The 16342-nt window shown below is 57.5% G+C and carries 19 protein-coding genes and 1 pseudogene; 9 read left to right on the top strand and 11 right to left on the bottom strand.

The annotated features are described in order from the left end of the window. Positions 1-46: 46 nt before the first annotated feature. Entirely contained in the window at positions 47-1135 is a 1089-nt protein-coding gene (locus tag ACWUI2_RS19075; RefSeq protein WP_486984436.1) for a hypothetical protein, read from the bottom strand. A 171-nt stretch (positions 1136-1306) separates the two neighbouring features. Between ACWUI2_RS19075 and ACWUI2_RS19080 the strand changes: the two genes are divergently transcribed. The 7 genes from ACWUI2_RS19080 (at position 1307) to ACWUI2_RS19110 (ending at position 7042) form a co-directional block, all read left to right on the top strand. Further along, positions 1307-2326, top strand: coding sequence for an adenosine kinase (locus ACWUI2_RS19080; RefSeq protein WP_486984437.1), 1020 nt, complete (start codon positions 1307-1309; stop codon positions 2324-2326). 62 nt (positions 2327-2388) lie between these two features. Further along, on the top strand, positions 2389-3048 hold the full coding sequence (locus ACWUI2_RS19085) for a hypothetical protein (protein ID WP_486984438.1): 660 nt from the start codon (positions 2389-2391) through the stop codon (positions 3046-3048). A 265-nt stretch (positions 3049-3313) separates the two neighbouring features. Beyond that, positions 3314-3970, top strand: a complete 657-nt coding sequence (gene grpE, locus ACWUI2_RS19090) for a nucleotide exchange factor GrpE (RefSeq protein WP_486984439.1) — start codon at positions 3314-3316, stop codon at positions 3968-3970. A 17-nt stretch (positions 3971-3987) separates the two neighbouring features. Further along, positions 3988-5136 carry a molecular chaperone DnaJ gene (gene dnaJ / locus ACWUI2_RS19095; protein ID WP_486984440.1) on the top strand — a complete coding sequence of 383 codons (1149 nt, stop codon included), beginning with the start codon at positions 3988-3990 and terminating at the stop codon, positions 5134-5136. A gap of 55 nt (positions 5137-5191) precedes the next feature. After that, positions 5192-5776, top strand: a complete 585-nt coding sequence (gene purN / locus ACWUI2_RS19100) for a phosphoribosylglycinamide formyltransferase (RefSeq protein WP_486984441.1) — start codon at positions 5192-5194, stop codon at positions 5774-5776. A gap of 18 nt (positions 5777-5794) precedes the next feature. Beyond that, on the top strand, positions 5795-6676 hold the full coding sequence (locus tag ACWUI2_RS19105; RefSeq protein WP_486984442.1) for a 50S ribosomal protein L11 methyltransferase: 882 nt from the start codon (positions 5795-5797) through the stop codon (positions 6674-6676). 159 nt (positions 6677-6835) lie between these two features. Next, positions 6836-7042 carry a reverse transcriptase domain-containing protein gene (locus ACWUI2_RS19110; RefSeq protein WP_486985080.1) on the top strand — a complete coding sequence of 69 codons (207 nt, stop codon included), beginning with the start codon at positions 6836-6838 and terminating at the stop codon, positions 7040-7042. A gap of 84 nt (positions 7043-7126) precedes the next feature. Here the strand turns inward: ACWUI2_RS19110 and ACWUI2_RS19115 are convergent, their stop codons facing one another. The 8 genes and pseudogenes from ACWUI2_RS19115 to ACWUI2_RS19150 form a co-directional block, all read right to left on the bottom strand. Next, complete coding sequence (locus ACWUI2_RS19115) at positions 7127-7381, bottom strand: Txe/YoeB family addiction module toxin (RefSeq protein ID WP_486984443.1); 255 nt, start codon at positions 7379-7381, stop codon at positions 7127-7129. Next, positions 7378-7629, bottom strand: coding sequence for a type II toxin-antitoxin system prevent-host-death family antitoxin (locus ACWUI2_RS19120; RefSeq protein WP_486984444.1), 252 nt, complete (start codon positions 7627-7629; stop codon positions 7378-7380). The genes ACWUI2_RS19115 and ACWUI2_RS19120 overlap by 4 nt, the downstream gene beginning before the upstream one ends. Positions 7630-8474: 845 nt before the next feature. Next, the gene (locus ACWUI2_RS19125; protein ID WP_486984445.1) at positions 8475-8675 is read right to left on the bottom strand and encodes a DUF2283 domain-containing protein; all 201 of its coding nucleotides are present in this window, start codon (positions 8673-8675) and stop codon (positions 8475-8477) included. A gap of 8 nt (positions 8676-8683) precedes the next feature. After that, positions 8684-8894: pseudogene (locus tag ACWUI2_RS19130) on the bottom strand (hypothetical protein). Positions 8895-9748: 854 nt separating this feature from the next. Continuing rightward, positions 9749-10084, bottom strand: a complete 336-nt coding sequence (locus tag ACWUI2_RS19135) for a hypothetical protein (protein ID WP_486984446.1) — start codon at positions 10082-10084, stop codon at positions 9749-9751. Between the two features lie 76 nt (positions 10085-10160). After that, positions 10161-10424, bottom strand: coding sequence for a type II toxin-antitoxin system RelE family toxin (locus tag ACWUI2_RS19140; protein ID WP_486984447.1), 264 nt, complete (start codon positions 10422-10424; stop codon positions 10161-10163). Continuing rightward, the gene (locus tag ACWUI2_RS19145) at positions 10405-10599 is read right to left on the bottom strand and encodes a hypothetical protein (RefSeq protein WP_486984448.1); all 195 of its coding nucleotides are present in this window, start codon (positions 10597-10599) and stop codon (positions 10405-10407) included. The genes ACWUI2_RS19140 and ACWUI2_RS19145 overlap by 20 nt, the downstream gene beginning before the upstream one ends. Positions 10600-11440: 841 nt before the next feature. Then, a complete protein-coding gene (locus ACWUI2_RS19150; RefSeq protein WP_486984449.1) occupies positions 11441-12379 on the bottom strand; it encodes a toll/interleukin-1 receptor domain-containing protein in 939 nt (312 codons plus the stop codon). Positions 12380-12877: 498 nt separating this feature from the next. Between ACWUI2_RS19150 and ltrA the strand changes: the two genes are divergently transcribed. Beyond that, a complete protein-coding gene (gene ltrA, locus ACWUI2_RS19155) occupies positions 12878-14329 on the top strand; it encodes a group II intron reverse transcriptase/maturase (protein WP_486984450.1) in 1452 nt (483 codons plus the stop codon). A gap of 385 nt (positions 14330-14714) precedes the next feature. Here ltrA and ACWUI2_RS19160 read toward each other — a convergent pair whose 3' ends face one another. Next, positions 14715-15257: a restriction endonuclease gene (locus ACWUI2_RS19160; RefSeq protein WP_486984451.1), complete on the bottom strand. Its 543-nt coding sequence runs from the start codon at positions 15255-15257 to the stop codon at positions 14715-14717. 15 nt (positions 15258-15272) lie between these two features. Continuing rightward, positions 15273-15533 carry a sigma factor-like helix-turn-helix DNA-binding protein gene (locus tag ACWUI2_RS19165; protein ID WP_486984452.1) on the bottom strand — a complete coding sequence of 87 codons (261 nt, stop codon included), beginning with the start codon at positions 15531-15533 and terminating at the stop codon, positions 15273-15275. 48 nt (positions 15534-15581) lie between these two features. On the opposite strand from ACWUI2_RS19165, the gene ACWUI2_RS19170 reads away from it, so the two are divergent. Beyond that, positions 15582-16037 (top strand): hypothetical protein, encoded by a 456-nt coding sequence (locus ACWUI2_RS19170; protein ID WP_486984453.1) that lies wholly within the window; start codon positions 15582-15584, stop codon positions 16035-16037. Positions 16038-16342 lie beyond the last annotated feature (305 nt).

The raw sequence follows: 16342 nt of genomic DNA on the forward strand, positions 1-16342 counted from the left end.
TGACTACGAAGGGACAGACAGGAATGTCTGTGTCACGGGAGCGGAGTCAGAACTCCGGCATGGCGAAGGGCATGCGGCGGACAGCGGGGTTGCTGAGACGGCGGCGGACGGTTTCGAGGCTCTCGCGGACGAGGGCGCCCATCGATTGGCAACGGAGGAAGGCGTCGTTGTGGTAATGCTCGGCCAGTTCCTCGGCGAGCTGGCGGGTGTTCTCCTCCGGGGCGATCGGGTCGGCGGCCATCACTTTGAGGAGCCAGTCGAGGCGGTCGGCGATGATCTGGGTGCGCCGGATGATCAAGGCGTCCTCTTCCCATTGATACTGCAACGCGGTGTCGATGTTAAGATGCTTGATGCAAAAGAGGGCCAACTCCCGGTTTTCGGGGAAAAACTGGGGCAGGTAAAAGTTCTTCCGTCCATGATAGGATTGTTGGTCGAAATCCATGGAACGGATACGGAGTTGCACCCCTTCGAAGTCGGGGGTGACGTCGACCACGAAGTTGTAGGAACGCATGTCGCCGAGGAGGCGGACGAAGCAGCGTTCGTTGAATTTGACCAGTTCCTTGGCCACCCGGATCGGTTTCAGCCGTTGGCTGGCGAGCCATTCGTGGATGAAGGTGTCGCCGGGGATGCCGACGACGTGTTCCTCGATCAACGTCTCGCCGCAGGTGAGATAATGCATCCGGTTCGGGGATAGAAGGTGCTCCAGCTCCAAGCCATAGACCCGGGAGGCGTCGGCTTTTTTGACGTAGTAATAATCCTGGTTGTCGTTGTAGGCGTTGACGATCCGGATGCGGAACGGCTGGGAGTTGCCGAAGGAGCAGAAGTCGACGCGGTCGACATAGAGATGTTTGGCGGCGGTCATGTCGCCGGCGGCTTTCAAGAGGCAGTAGATCCGGGTCAACGCCTGGTTGATGCGACGCATTTCCTCGCCCCGGTAGGTGACAGTCTCCCAAAGGGTGTCGTGGCCTTGGCTGTCGTGGAGCGGGATGCTCTCGTCGTAGGCGAGAAGATCGTCGTAGGCGAGCGGGAGGTCGAGCTCGCGGGTGTAACGGGAGAGATAGCCTCGCAAGGCATCGGTCACCGGGAAGGAAGGTTTTCGCTTGAGAACCAGGATGCTGAGCGGGTCGACCGTCATGCTCCCAAGTAGAGCCGGTTTTCGGTTGAAAGCAACGCAAAGCGGGGAGATTCCGGTCGCGCGGAGGAATTCGCTAATCTCCCGAAGGGGAGCAGGTTGCCGCCCATCCGGCCGGGTGTCGGGCAAATTCTTTCTCGAAAGCCCGCTGGAGTGATGTAAGGTGGTCCGCTTATGAGTAAAAAGTTCAAACTCATCGGGGTCGGTTCGCCGGTCGTCGATTCGCTCGCCCATGTCAGTGAAGAATTTCTCACCACCGTCTCCGGGGAAAAAGGAGGCATGGAATTGGTGGACAGCCATGCCCTGGCCCGGATGTTGGCGGTGATTACGGAGAACGGTTCGGTGGTGGAGGCCCCCGGGGGATCCGCCGGGAACACCGCGATGGGGTTGGCCGAACTTGGCTTGTCGGTGACCTTCCTCGGGAAGCTCGGCAACGAAACAGTGGCCGAATTCTACCGCGAACGCTTCCGCCTCATCGGCGGCGACACCAGCCGGTTTAAGATCGGCGACCGGCCAAACGCCCGGTGTCTCTCCTTGGTCACCCCCGATAGTCAGCGCACGATGCGGACCGATCTAGGCGCGGCGGCGACGTTGAGTCCGGAGGAAGTCAGCACGGAAGACTTCGAAGGATGCGAGCACGCCCATATCGAGGGGTATCTCCTCTTTAACCGGGCGTTGATGGACCAGGTGTTGAAAAGCGCCAAGGGGGCGGGATGCACGGTTTCGCTGGACCTCGCGTCGTTTGAAGTGGTGAAGGCGGCGGGCCGGGATCTGGCGGTTTTATTGGAGGAACACGTGGACGTGGTGTTCGCCAACGAAGACGAAGCGAAAGCCTTTTTTGGCGACGCCGTGACCGACTACGCCGAGATGGCCCGGGAACTGGGGCGTTTTTGCCGGACGGCGGTGGTGAAGATGGGGGCTGACGGCGCCTGGATCTGCCATGATGGGATTTGCGAACGGGTGCACGCCGAACGGGTGGAGCAGGTGGTCGACACCACCGGGGCGGGCGATCTCTGGGCGGCCGGTTTCCTCTACGGGTGGCTGCAAGGGAAGAACCCGGCTTATTGCGGAAAACTCGGGTCGAAGGTCGGCGCGGAGGTGGTCCAGATCAACGGCGCGGCTATTCCGGCGGCCCGGTGGGATCTCATCCGCGAGTTTGCCGAAGCGCTCGAAACCGAAGACGTGGTTTCGTAAAAGTCGGCCGTCAGCGTGGCGTCGGCGGCGGCTTTCGGGCCATCGATCCGAATGGACGGACCTTGCCAGAACGACGGTTTGGTGCAAGGGTGCGGGCGATGTTTTCCATGGAGGAGATGATTTTGAAGCGGGTCAGCCGCAAGAGCGGGTTCCCGGTGAAGGCTGGTTTTTTCAAAGGGAGCCCGTTCGCCGGGACGCTCCATGCGAAGGACTTGGAAATCGTGAATCCCGATTCGTATCCGTTGCGCGAGTTTGTTTCGTTGGCGGAAGTGAACGCCCGGTTTTCTCCCGGTTCGTTGCTGAGCCGCCGGATCCGAGTAAAGGAGGTCGAGGTGCATCTTCGTCGCCTGACGGGGGTTCGCTCCGCGACCGGGGCCGTGAATATCGAGGAGTTTCGGCAGGCGTTGGAAGCGCGGGAGACCGGAACGCGCGGCGGCGAGGGACATCGGCAGATTTCAATCGACCGGCTGGCGGTGAGAATCGATCACATTTCCACCGTCGATTTTTCGAACGGAGAAGAGGAGAGGCGGGAATACCCGGTGGCGCTCGAGCGTGAATTCGTCGACGTCACGGATTGGCTGATGGTCGGTCCCGCGATGTTGGCGATCCTGGCGGAGTTCGATTTGAGCCGGGCGACGGACGCGATTTTCGCGACCCTGTTGCCCGAGGTGCTGTGGGAACGGATCGCGCAGCTCGCTCCGGGCGAAGCAATCGGAAGTTGAGGATCACTGTCTTTTTTCAGTGATTGGGACCGCGCCGCACCGAAGGCGGGCCGCAGGGCTATTTCATCTGGCCGCCTTGTCGTGAAACAGGCATTCCTGCCTGTTTTTTCACAGACAGGAATGTCCGTGCCACGGTGGTTGTGTGCCCGCGTTCCTGCGGTTCCCACCTCCTCGGCCAGATGAAATAGCCCTGGACGGGCCGATCGAAAATCACATTCCTTCTCGCCAAAAACGCGGCGAGTGGTACTTTCTTTCCTTTTATCGTATGACGAAGAAGAACAAACCTATTTCCGAAGAGAACAACGAGACCGAGCCGGTTCGCGACGCGAACGACGAGTCTCGCGTGGAGACTGCTCCCGAAGAAACAGGAAACGCTTCTTCCGGGGAGCCGGAAGCTTCCGGTCAGTTGGAGGAGCATCCCGAGGATCTGGAGCCAAAATCGTTGGAAGAGGCGTTGAATGCCGCCCGGGACGAGAGTCGGCAGAACCACGAGCGTTACCTGCGGACCGTTGCGGATTGGGAAAATTACCGGCGCCGGGTCACCCGCGAGAAAGAAGAACTCCGCCAGTATTCCCTTTCCGGGCTGGTTGAAGAGTTTTTGCCGGTCCTCGACAACCTCGACCTCGGCTTGCAATCGGCTGCCAATCATCCAGAGGCGGCCAACGTGGCGAAGGGATTCCAAATGGTCGCCGATCAGATCCGGGCCATTTTGGAACGGAACGGCGTGAAAGAGCTCAATCCGGTCGGGGAAGCCTTCGATCCGCACCACCATGAGGCGGTCAGCAATCAGCCGCACGACGAAATCGGCGAAGGCGACGTGGTCCATGTCGTCCGAAAGGGGTATATGTTGAACACCCGGCTGCTGCGGCCCGCCACCGTCGTGGTTTCCAGCGGAGCTCCGGCGACTCAAAACGAAGCCTGAGGAGGCGAGACAACGGAATGGCGAAAGAAGATTATTACGAATTGTTGGGGGTTAATCGCGACGTCTCTCCCGAAGAGCTGAAAAAGGCCTACCGGAAAATGGCCGTCAAATATCATCCGGACAAGAATCCGGGCGATAAGACGGCTGAGGAAACCTTCAAAAAGGTATCTGAAGCTTACGAGGTGTTGAAGGATCCGGACAAGCGGGCGGCTTACGATCGATACGGTCACGCCGCTTTCCAGGGTGCCGGAGCCGGTGGTCCCCGCGGCGGCGGGTTTCACGATCCGTTCGACATTTTCCGGGAAGTATTCGGCGGCGGTGGCGGCGGCGGCGGCAGTATTTTCGAGGAATTTTTCGGCGGGGGTGGCGGCGGAGGAGGTGCCGGCGGCGCCCAGCGCGGTTCCGATCTCCGCTACGATCTGGAAGTTACGTTGCAGGAAGCGGCGACCGGGGTCGAGCGCGAGATTTCCTATCGGCGCCCCCAGGCCTGCGACCATTGCCACGGGGAAGGGGCGGAGCCGGGGTCGCAAAAATCCCGCTGTCCGACTTGCGGCGGCGTGGGACAAGTCACCTCGGCCCGCGGCTTTTTCAGCATCCGCCAGACGTGCCCGACCTGTCGCGGACTCGGGGTCAAGATCGATTCCCCGTGCAAAAAGTGCCGGGGCGAGGGGCGGGTGCAGGAGACCAGCAAGGTGAAGATCCGGATCCCAGCCGGGGTCGACACCGGATCGAAACTGCGGTCCGGCGGGAACGGCGAAGCCGGTTACATGGGCGGTCCCGCGGGCGATCTTTACGTGGTGATCCACGTGAAAGAACACAAGACTTTCGAGCGGCACGGGGATGATCTCTTTTGCGAGATTCCGATCAAGTTTACTTTGGCGGCTCTGGGCGGCAGCATCGAAGTACCGACTTTGACGGGCAAAGCTACCCTGAAAATTCCTGCCGGAACCCAGTCCGGGACGACGTTCCGCCTTCGAGGGAAAGGAATGCCCAATCTGCGGGGCGGCGGTTACGGGGATCAATTGGTCCGGACCCACGTCGAGGTGCCAACCTCGCTGACCAGTGAGCAGCGCAAGAAACTGGAGGACTTCGCGGTCGCCTGCGGCGACGACAAGGAGACCCCCGGTAAAGGTTTGTTCGAAAAAGCGAAACGGATTTTCGAGTGAGTCGGTTGATCTTCGCGATTGTCAGCGGGGTCGAGTCCGGTCATCAAGGATGCCGATGAAGGTGGTCATATTGGGGTCCGGGCGCGGAAGCAACGCCGAGGCGATCTTGCGGGCGGAAAAGGCCGGAGAGTTGGGCGACGCCCGGGTGACGGCGGTTTTCAGCGATCGTCCGCAGGCCCGCATTTTGCGGTTGGGCGAGGAATACGGCGTGGAGTCGCGGTTCCTCGATCCGGCTCCGTTCAAGACGAAACTCGCGGGCGACGCCGAACAACGCTACATCGAAGCGATCTCGGCGAAAGAACCGGACCTGATCGTCCTGGCCGGATTCATGCGGATCATCAAGCCGCCTTTTATCCAGGCGTTCCCGGAAAAAATCATTAACTTGCACCCGAGCCTGCTGCCCGCGTTCAAAGGGTTGGATGGAATCGGACAGGCGTTTCGTTACGGTGTGAAATACGCCGGTTGCTCGGTGCATTATGTGACCGAGGAAGTCGATGGCGGCCCGATCATCGACCAGGCCGTCTTTCGTATCGAGGAAGATGATACTTTGGAGACGGTCGAGGAAAAGATGCATCTTGCCGAACACCGTCTTCTCCCGGCCGTGATCGCCCGCCTATCCATCGGCAAAACTACCATTTAAGCAAAGCGATATCGTCCAATGTGGGAAGTGAAAGCGGAAATCAATCCGGACCACGTCGAGCTCCTCGACGAATGGTTGACGGAAAACGCGGTCGAAGGCTGGCACGTCTATTCGGAAGCGCATGTCCGGTCGGCGCACTTGAGCGGGTATTTCGAGACGGAGGAAACGGCCCGGGCCGCCTGGGATCTATTGTCCGGGGATTTGCCAGCGGAGATCCGGCCCTCCGGTGCCCCGGTCTTTCGTCCAGTCGATGAGAATTGGAAAGAAGCTTATAAAGAGCATTTCCACGCCTGGCATTTTGGCCAATTTCATTGGGTGCCGGTTTGGGAGAAGGAAACGTTCTCGGCGCCTGCCGGCGAGGAAGTGGTTTGGCTCGATCCGGGGATGGCGTTCGGCACCGGGAATCACGAGACCACCCGCTTATGCATGGAGCGAATGATCCAATGCGCCCGGGAGTGGCAGGGCAGGGGGGAGGATCTTTCCAACCTCCGGGTTTTGGACGCGGGATGCGGCTCGGGGATTCTGGCCGTATCGGCGGTGAAGCTCGGGTTCGGCTCCGTGGCTGGATTCGATAACGATCCGGTGGCGGTCGAGGTGAGCCAGGAGAACGCGGAATTGAATGCTGTTTCCGGTCGCATAGAGTTTTACCTTGGCGATTTGATCACCGGACTCGAAGGCCGCAAGGCCGACCTGGTGCTGGCGAATATTCAAGCCGATGTCCTTTGCCGGTTCGCGGAAGAGTTGATCCGCTCCGTCGCCGTGGGCGGACGTCTGATTCTCAGCGGCATCCTGTCGGAAGAATTGGAAACGGTCAGGCAGGTGTTCGCGCAAGCTCGCCCCGAGGCAAAGATCTCAAGTCACGAGTTAGGGGAGTGGGCGGATTTGTTGATCGCCCCTTGATCCGAAGCATCGAGCTCCGCTCGAATAGACCGGAAACCGCAGATGGCCGCAGATGGCCACAGATAAAAGGGGGGAGCGACTGCCTTCCCGTAGTCGGATTGGCTTTGCCGCCCGAACAGCGCGTCCTCGCCCTGATCGGCAAAATACCTGCGCGCAGGTATCCGGCACGACGACGGCAGCACGGAGAAAACACTTAAAGGCGTCCCGCAAGGCGGTCGGCTTTCTCCTTTGCGCGCCGGCATTATGCTCGACCCGCTCGATCGGAAAATCGAGGCGATGCGCCTGCCGTTTGCCCGCTACGCGGATGACTTCCTTATCCTCGCCCGCACCCAGACCGAGGCGCTTAGACTAGTCTCTGGTCCCTGATTCTTCGGAACCGCCGTGATACGGACCCGTATGTCCGGTGGTGTGGGGGCCGGGAGAGTTAATGCTCCCGGCTACCCGATTGGCCTAATAGTGGTATTTCAGCTGCGCGATCAGAATGGAATCTTCAGTGTACCGGTAGACCATCCGATGCTCGTCCGTAATTCTCCGTGACCAGTAACCTTTGAGCGCATGTTTCAGCGGTTCGGGCTTTCCGATTCCTGCGGTGGGGGTTTGTTTCGTATCTCTGATCAATTCGTTAATCCTCTTGAGGATTCTCTTATCGGTCTTCTGCCATTCCAAATACTCCAACCAAGCATTCTCCGAGAAAATAAGCTTCACTCGATAATCTCCCGCTCAGTCCCCCTGCCTTCATCAAGTTCGTTGATCGAATCCAAGAGCCGCCGGGCGTTCTTGGGGCTACGAAGCAGGTGAGCCGTTTCCTGAAGCGCCTCGTATTCTTGCAACGACATCATTACCACCGACATATCGTTCTTTTTTGTGATGATTACCGGATCTCGGTCGGAGACTACTTTCTCGATCGTCCTAGCCAAATTCTCTCTTGCCGTTGTGTAGGTAATTGCATTCATATGTCCAGGAAAATGTACGTGTCCGAACTTTTGTCAATTTATTTTCGGCCAACGTCGAGGCCAGGCATGGAGTGAGGCGCCAGCCTTACGGAATTGTCTGCGCCGATTTGTGTGTGCTCGGCATGGGCGCGTTGTGATGGGGGTAACGTACTCTGTTTGCTTCGTCATCTGCGTGTCACTCCGTCATGAACTCAACTAGAATATCGCAACTGCGGAGTCGCGAGGCTTCGTGGGGAGGAAGCCTATGTCAAAGATGTGAGCCCACGGACAGTTCCGAGGCCGAAGGCCGACAAAACCGGGCGCGAAGTGAGCCGGACCAATGGACCGGAGACCTCAGGAGCGGTGAAGGACCGAACTTAACGTGCGGGACCAACCGTGAGAGTCTGCGAGTCATCGTGCGACTTCTTGCGAGGAGAACCGTGTTCCGTGGGACGATTCGCTTCGGCGGATCGTCTGGTTAGGAACCGCGCCATACGGACCCGTATGTCCGGTGGTGTGGGGGCCGGGAGAGTTAATGCTCCCGGCTACCCGATCCCCAATAACATTTCGGAGGCCCAGGGCGTTGGTGTTGTTCCGTCGGGTCCCCAGTTTTCAATTCTCTTCCGGGACTTTGGTTTTGTTTCAAGGTCGCTCGGGATCAAATCAATATCCTTTCTGGATTTGTTCATTTCGCCCGAAAGGGTAGGTTAAGGCCGCCATCGTCCTCCCCTCAGGGGAGATTCAATTCAATTTCTGGTTTCATCGGGAGGGCACTTCGTGAAGAAAATCCAATCTCATCTTTCCGGGGAACGTCGAGGACACTCGCAGAATGGGCGCCAGCCCATTCTGTTGAGTGCTCCGATTTGCTAGGCGCTCCGGATCTCCTCGACGTCGACTTGGGGTAGGCTCGCCCGCTCTTTTGCGTGCTCAACGGTCATGCTCACCAGGTTGCCGTCCTGGTCCAAATCGACATAAATATCCTCGCTGACTTCACGCGTCTCGGCAATTGCCCTGTCGGAGAATTCCATCAAAGCCGTGTCTGTATCACTGAAATACTTGATTTTCATTATCTTCCCTATCGTTTAAAGCTTCGGTCGAAAAAGGCATTGTGGACGGTCTCTTTATCTTCCAGCAATATCACTCTCAAGAACCTACCCTCTTCCTCAACCGTCCGACTGCGATTGCTCCGCAACCGGATCAGTGATCGCCGCCAAAATCCATTCGTCCTTAATTCGGGTTCGATCAGGTCGACTCCGGGTATACTGGAAATAGGCGGTGAATTTCATTCCTATATTTTCTGTCGCCAAGCGTCGAGCTCACTCGCAGAATGGGCGCCAGCCCATTCTGTTGAGTGCAGCGATTTGTGTGTGCCCGGCATGGGCACGTTGTGATGGGGTTAAAGTCCCCTGTTTGCTTCGCCATCTCCGTTGCACTCCGTCATGAACTCAACTCAACAAATGAAACTAGATTATGGCAACTGCGGAGTCGCGAGGCTCCGTGGGGAGGAAGCCTATGTCAATGATGTGAGCCCACGGACAGTTCCGAGGTCGAAGGCCGACAAGACCGGGCGCGAAGCGAGCCGGAACAACGCGGTACAAGGCCGACGGCACGGGTAAGCTGGCACAACACAGCGAAGCCCTGAGTTCACTGCCGGAGGTAAACCGCGGGGTTGTGCATCGGAACAACGTGCTCTTACCCGGGGAGGCCTCGATGGGGCGCAATGCCGGTTTCAATCTACCGTCAAGGCATTGCCGCCGGTCCAGCAATGGGCCGGTTGTCCATCGAGGAGTCAGCCGAGGTCGTAGTAGCCGCATCGAACGAGCCGGGAGTAGCTGCCGACGGGTAACCCGTCCAGTGTTCCGAGGCCGAAGGCCGACAAGACCGGACGCGAGGCGAGCCGGACCAATGGACCGGAGGCCTCAGGAGTGGTGAAGGACCGAACTTAACGTGCGGGACCAACCGTGAGAGTCTGCGAGTCATCGTGCGACTTCTTGCGAGGAGAACCGTGCTCCGTGGGACGATTCGCTTCGGCGGATCGTCTGGTTAGGAACCGCCGTGATACGGACCCGTATGTCCGGTGGTGTGGGGGCCGGGAGAGTTAATGCTCCCGGCTACCCGATTGGGCTCCCAGTTTCCATCGTTAGAAATCAAGATCAACGGTCCGCGATCGAATTAATCGGCCGTGTTCGTATTCATCATCCTGTCGGTTGCCGTAACCGAGCCACTGTCGTTTCGGGCCGTGAAGAACGCGATTTCCCTCACCGTCATAATAATACCGGTAACCCAAAACGATCATCCCTGATTCATCTCTTTCGATATGTCGATACAGCGTACGGTCATCCCGCAGGGTCGTCTCCGCGTCGCGATCAGTTGAATCGGACCCATACCGATCGAAGTGAACCGATGCGCTTCGTTCTGGAGAAGGAGTAGCGCAACCAAGCAAAGCAATCGGAATAAAAAGAATCAAAATTCTCATCTTTCTTTTGCCCAACGTCGAAGTAACTCGCAGAATGGGCGCCAGCCCATCCTGTTGAGTCCACTGACTGGTTGGGCTATTTTCGGTAAACGTCCCGTCGATGTCCGACCTTCACCACCTCGACGACAAGAACTTCGTCAAAGACCTCGTAAAGCACGCGGTAATCTCCGATCCTAATTCTGTAAGCGGAAACACTTCCGCTCAGCTTCTGGCATCCGGGAGGGTAGGGATTCCTCGCGAGTTCCTCCACCGCCGAGATGATTCGCCTTACCGTCTCGTGGTCTATCCGTCGCAAATCCTTCTTCGTGGCTCGCCGCCACTCAATCCGATAGGATGCCATCCTTCTTCAGCTCCGTGAGGAACTCTTCATGGGACACAGTCGGCTCCTTGCGCCTGTCTGCGATCGCCGCTAAATCGGAAAGATCCTCCATAAGCCGTTCATAATCAGCGATAGGCATCAGAACGGCCTTCTTCTGGCCATCTTCGTCGGTCACGTACTGAACGGAGGGAGTCATGTTCGAAATCTACTGGTTCTCATGAATTTGTCCATCTCTTCCTGCCCAACGTCGAGGTGACTCGCGAGATGGGCGCCAGCCCATCTCGTTGAGTCCACCGATTTTGTGTGTGCCCGGCATGGGCGCGTTGTAATGGGGTTAAAGTCCCCTGTTTTATGAACTCAATTCAATTAATAAAACTAGATTATGGCAACTGCGGAGTCGCGAGGCTCCGTGGGGAGGAAGCCTATGTCAAAGATGTGAGCCCACGGACAGTTCCGTGGCCGAAGGCCGACAAGACCGGGCGCGAAGCGAGCCGGAACAACGCGGTACAAGGCCGACGGCACGGGTAAGCTGGCACAACACAGCGAAGCCCTGAGTTCACTGCCGGAGGTAAACCGCGGGGTTGTGCATCGGAACAACGTGCTCTTACCCGGGGAGGCCTCGTCTCCATGCCGCGCCGGTTTCAATCTACCGTCAAGGCGTGGCGGCGCGGCCAGCAATGGCCGCGTTGGAAGGCGAGGAGTCAGCCGAGGTCGAAGTAGCCGCATCGAACGAGCCGGGAGTAGCATGCCGACGGGTAACCCGTCCAGTGTTCCGAGGCCGAAGGCCGACAAGACGGGCGCGAAGCGAGCCGGACCAATGGACCGGAGGTCTCAGGAGCGGTGAAGGACCGAACTTAACGTGCGGGACCAACCGTGAGAGTCTGCGAGTCATCGTGCGACTTCTTGCGAGGAGAACCGTGTTCCGTGGGACGATTCGCTTCGGCGGATCGTCTGGTTAGGAACCGCCGTGATACGGACCCGTATGTCCGGTGGTGTGGGGGCCGGGAGAGTTAATGCTCCCGGCTACCCGATTGGGCTCATGTGGCTTCGGCGAATGAGAGGTTTCTGTTTGCGGCAATGGCATACGAAAAAGTGATTTCATCCCGGGTGGACCCATGGCTTCGACTCATCAGCTTTTCCACCTTCGTAGCGAGATAGTATCCAGCGGTGTTCAGCCACACGACAATCTCTCCCAAGTGAGGCGTCCGAACTCTTGATGATGAGTCGTATTGAGAGGCATCACAAATGTCTTTAATCTCCTTCACGTCGAGAGCTAGAGCTACGGATCGGATGCTCGGAGGATCACTGTATGCATGGATAGCCGAATTGCTGCCTCCAGACCAAGCTGTCTCAAATGCCATGTCTCCCGCTCCCAATACATAGCGACCGTTATTATTCGAGTAGTCGAAAGTCACCACGCCAAACAGGGCAGGAGAAACGTATCGTGCTGGCCCAAAACTGACCAAAGGGGGCGAAGAGACCGGCAGTGAGGTAAACGGATTTGAGCCGAGCGCTGGCCTTGGTTTCACCTTCTGCCCGTGGATGTCGTGAAGCAGCTCCGCATATCTAATCTCGTATGCCAAATCATCGCGGAAATCGATATATACTCGTGAGGATAGGAAAGTAGGAACTGGCGGATTATGCGCATTCGCGCGTATCACTGGAATGATCCTGTCGGTGGTCACATTCTGCATCAACTGCGCGGTAAGGATCATCTTCTCATATCCAACTCCACCTATCCCATCATTGGCTTTCTTCACATACGGCGCCGTGCAAACCGCAAGGACACGCTCTGCCTTGGTGAGGCCTGCTTCCATGAACCGAGGGAGGTCGCTTCCAAGAGTAAGGTCCCACTGATCCAGAATTACGTCGACGCCGTTTGCGACGAGACGAGTGGCAAGCGTCAGTACCCAGTTCTTATGCGCTTCGTCGTCGTGAGAATAGGAGAAGAAAGCCTTCGGTGCGTTCGTGCTCATAAATGGATCGCGCAATTATGCCCAACGTGAAGACCTGGGACGGCGGCCTGTGACTACCGCTCTTCGCGGCGCGGCTTCCCGCCGTTCGCAGCGTCGCCTTGTGTGCGCCCAGCATGGGCGCGTTGTAAACGGGGTGCAAGTCCCCTGTAGGAAAACCAAACATGAAAACTCATCATGACGAGACTACTACCTGAGGCCAAGGCGGAAAGGGCAACCGATCCGCTGGAGGAAGGCTAATTGGGAAACCTGCGAGCTTATGGACAAGAACCGCATAGAAGGCCGACACAGGGCGACGAGCTGGCACAACGCAGCGAAGTCGTTTGGTTTGCCCGTGGAGGTAAATGCGGAGGTTGTGCAGGGAAGCAACGCGCTCTTACCTGGGGAGATCCCGCTGCCCAAAAGGCGGCGGGAAGTCAGCAGAGGTCGTAGTAGTGAGCGAACAAGCCGGGGGCTGGAATACGCCCGTTTAAACTTGGAAACCGGAAGTCTTGATCGATCATGAAGGGCCGAACCGAAGAGGAATCTCCTGACCCCGCGAAGGACGTGGCAGACGCTCAAGCCGGACGGTCCGCGTCGCACGAGTGCCTTCGCGGCGGGAAGCATGAGGAGGTTCAAGATCGATCCTTGATGGAGCAAGTTCTCGATCGGGAAAACCTGAATACGGCCTGGAAACGGGTCAAAGCGAATAAAGGAGCCCCCGGTCTCGACGAGATGTCGATCGAGGAGTTTCCCGCGTTCCTTCGGGCCAACTGGACGAGGCTTCGCTTCATGCTGGTGAAAGGAACCTATCGCCCGGCGCCTGTGCGCCGGGTGTTTATTGCGAAACCGGACGGGTCTGAACGCCCGCTCGGAATACCGACGGTGCTGGATCGTTGGATTCAACAGGCGTTGGCGCAAGTGCTGGGGCCGCTCTTCGAGTGCGACTTCAGCGATAGCAGCTACGGTTTCCGTCCCAACCGATCCGCTCATCAGGCGGTGAGGCAGATGGAAGCCTGTTGGAAGGAAGGACGCGTCCATGCGGTGGACTGCGACCTCAAATCCTTCTTCGATACCGTCAACCACGACCGGCTTATGGAGCAACTGCGAGAAAAGGTCCGGGACCCTCTGGTCCTTGGCTTGATTCGCCGCTACCTGCAAGCCGGCGTCGTGCTGCCCGAGGGAATCCGCGAGGCCACGCCTTGCGGCGTACCGCAGGGAGGGCCACTGTCGCCCCTGCTGGCCAATATCGTGCTCGACCCGCTCGACAAGGAGTTGGAGCGGCGCGGACATCGTTTTGTCCGCTACGCTGATGACTTCCTCGTCCTGGTCAAGAGCGTGAAAGCGGCCGAAAGGGTGAAAGAGAGCCTGACGCGATTCATCGAAGGAAAACTGAAACTGGTGATCAACCAAACCAAAAGCAAAGCCGCTCCCCTGCGCCAATGCTCCTTCCTCGGCTTCTGCCTTGGAAAGCGCGGCCAGATCATGTGGACGGACAAGGCACTCGCCCGCTTCAAGCTGCGGATCAAGGACGTAGCGGAGCGGAGATGGAGCGCCGGCAGGCGGCCCGAAGGGTGGCGAAGCCATCAAATTACCTCCCGAAACCGCGGTCGCCGGGTCGAGGACGTCATCCTTGAGCTTCGCCGGTATGTCACCGGCTGGCTCAATTACTTCGGGATAAGTCATACCTGCAAAACGGTATTTGCACTCGATAAATGGATACGTCGGCGGGTGAGGTTGTATTATTGGAAACAGTGGAAGCAGCCGCGGACGCGCCCTCGTCGCCTGATCGCCCTGGGTATACCGCCCGAGGAAACCAAACGGGCGACGCGCAGCCGGAAAGGCTACTGGAGAATGAGCAGCAACAGCATTCTCCAACGCGCTCTGACCAACGACTACCTGACAAAACAAGGGGTTCCCGATCTACGCAAACAATGGATCGTTCTTCACTACGGGCCAAAAGCCCGGGTCTAGTCGGAACCGCCCGGTGCGGACCCGCATGCCGGGTGGTGTGGGACCTGCTGCTGATTGACTTATCCGTCAGTCAGCGGTGGGGACCCGATTAGGCATCCTTCTGCACATCAAGGTTTCGCTTTTCCTGCCAGCCCAACCATGTTTCTTGCAGGTGTGTCAGGTGATTTCTCTTCTTCCAGGATTCGCAATTCTGGCAAAGACGAGCGCTGGGAGGTAGCCGCTCGACCTTCGTCTTCTTTTTAAAGTCCCATGGTCCAAGGTGAGCGCCACAGTGAGCGATCATGGATTCTGAACTCCAGAACCGAGCTTTGTGAAATATTCCGCTAGGGGACTGCTGGAAATACATATTATTCTTTCTGCCTAACGCCGAGTGCATACGCGGAGGCTATCGCGGAGCGATGGCCGGAGTTGTGTGGCGCGACTTGTTAGCCTCTGTTTTTCTGTTTGGTTTGGGCAGCCAAAGTCCGCCATTCAGAGGCTCATAATCCTCCAACCATCTCAATACGTCTTCTTTTTGCTTCACATGCACTCCCTTTCTTTCGACTTCTGATCTGTCTGTATACTTCTCGAAGTTGCTGACACCTCCGGGAGCTACCAACATACCAACGGTCCATCCGTGCTTATCACGTTCGCCGACCATCGCACCCAGAATCTCGTCGATGATTCTAATGCCGGCTTTCTTCTGCCACTGCTTAACCTCGATAAAGTACCGCAACTTAGTACCAATCTTTGGAACGACAAAGAACGCTGAAATATCTGCCGAAGTACTGCTATCTCGACCAACCAGAGAAACGTCTGTGAAACCTGACGACGCCAAGAACTCAGCAACGAGATGCTCGAAAACATCCCACCTTATGCTTCGAATATCTTCGGTGTGGCTTTTAAGGTGTTGAACTAGGTCAACTGTCAGATTTCGAGCTTTGGCCACGCCTTCCTGTATAAACTATATCTTCTCTTTGGTGACGTTTGATGCGAGTCTCTCGGATATCGATTCGGAAGCTGCCTTCTCTATTCTCTCGATAGTTTCAAGAGGAACAGCGAATTGCTTCGCTATCTGCTCTACCGTTCTGGGGCCGTCAAGTATAAGGCCAAAGCGTAGAGATAGGACTCGCCGTTCTCTTTCGGTAAGGCCCGACAGGGTATCGTGCAATGCCTCCTTATCGAGGGATTGTAGATATGATATCACTTGTTGTTCCTTTTTCATTGCCTAACGTCGAGTCCACTCATGCGAACCCGAACCGAAAGGAGTCCAATGACCCAAGCGAATAACCGAAACCGCCCCCTCGCATTGAGTGCGACGGCTGGTTCTGCTCTGGCACACGCGATAGGGCGGATCAACTACCTGGCCAATCCAGACACCCTAAATGCCCTGCTCGACGGGTTTCAGGCGATGGGAATGCCGATGGGTTCCGACCGATGGGCGGAATACTGCTTGGCCCGCCTCCGCGAACTCCACGAAAAGGAGCGGACGCTCAATAAGATGATCCACGCCAAGCACGAGATGGATCAAGCGATCAAATACTGTGGCGGCGAAATCTACCGTGAGCAGCGGAACAAGATGACAAAAGAGTTTCAGGAGCGTAAGCGCCGCGAAGAAAAGGAAGCCGAACTTTCGGAGCAGAACGTCGAAGCCATGCGCCGTGAGAGGCGTCAGCCTCTCGCGGTTGCATGCGCCGATTTGTGTGTGCCCGGCATGGGCACGTTGTGATGGGGTTAAAGTCCCCTGTTTCATGAACTCAACTCAACAAATGAAACTAGATTATGGCAACTGCGGAGTCGCGAGGCTCCGTGGGGAGGAAGCCTATGTCAAAGATGTGAGCCCACGTACAGAAACGCGGTACAAGGCCGACGGCACGGGTAAGCTGGCACAACACAGCGAAGCCCTGAGTTCACTGCCGGAGGTAAACCGCGGGGTTGTGCATCGGAACAACGTGCTCTTACCCGGGGAGGCCTCGTCTTCATGCCGCGCCGGTTTCAATCTACCGTCAAGGCGTGGCGGCGCGGCCAGCAATG

The organism is Verruconatronum alginivorum, assembly GCF_056590205.1.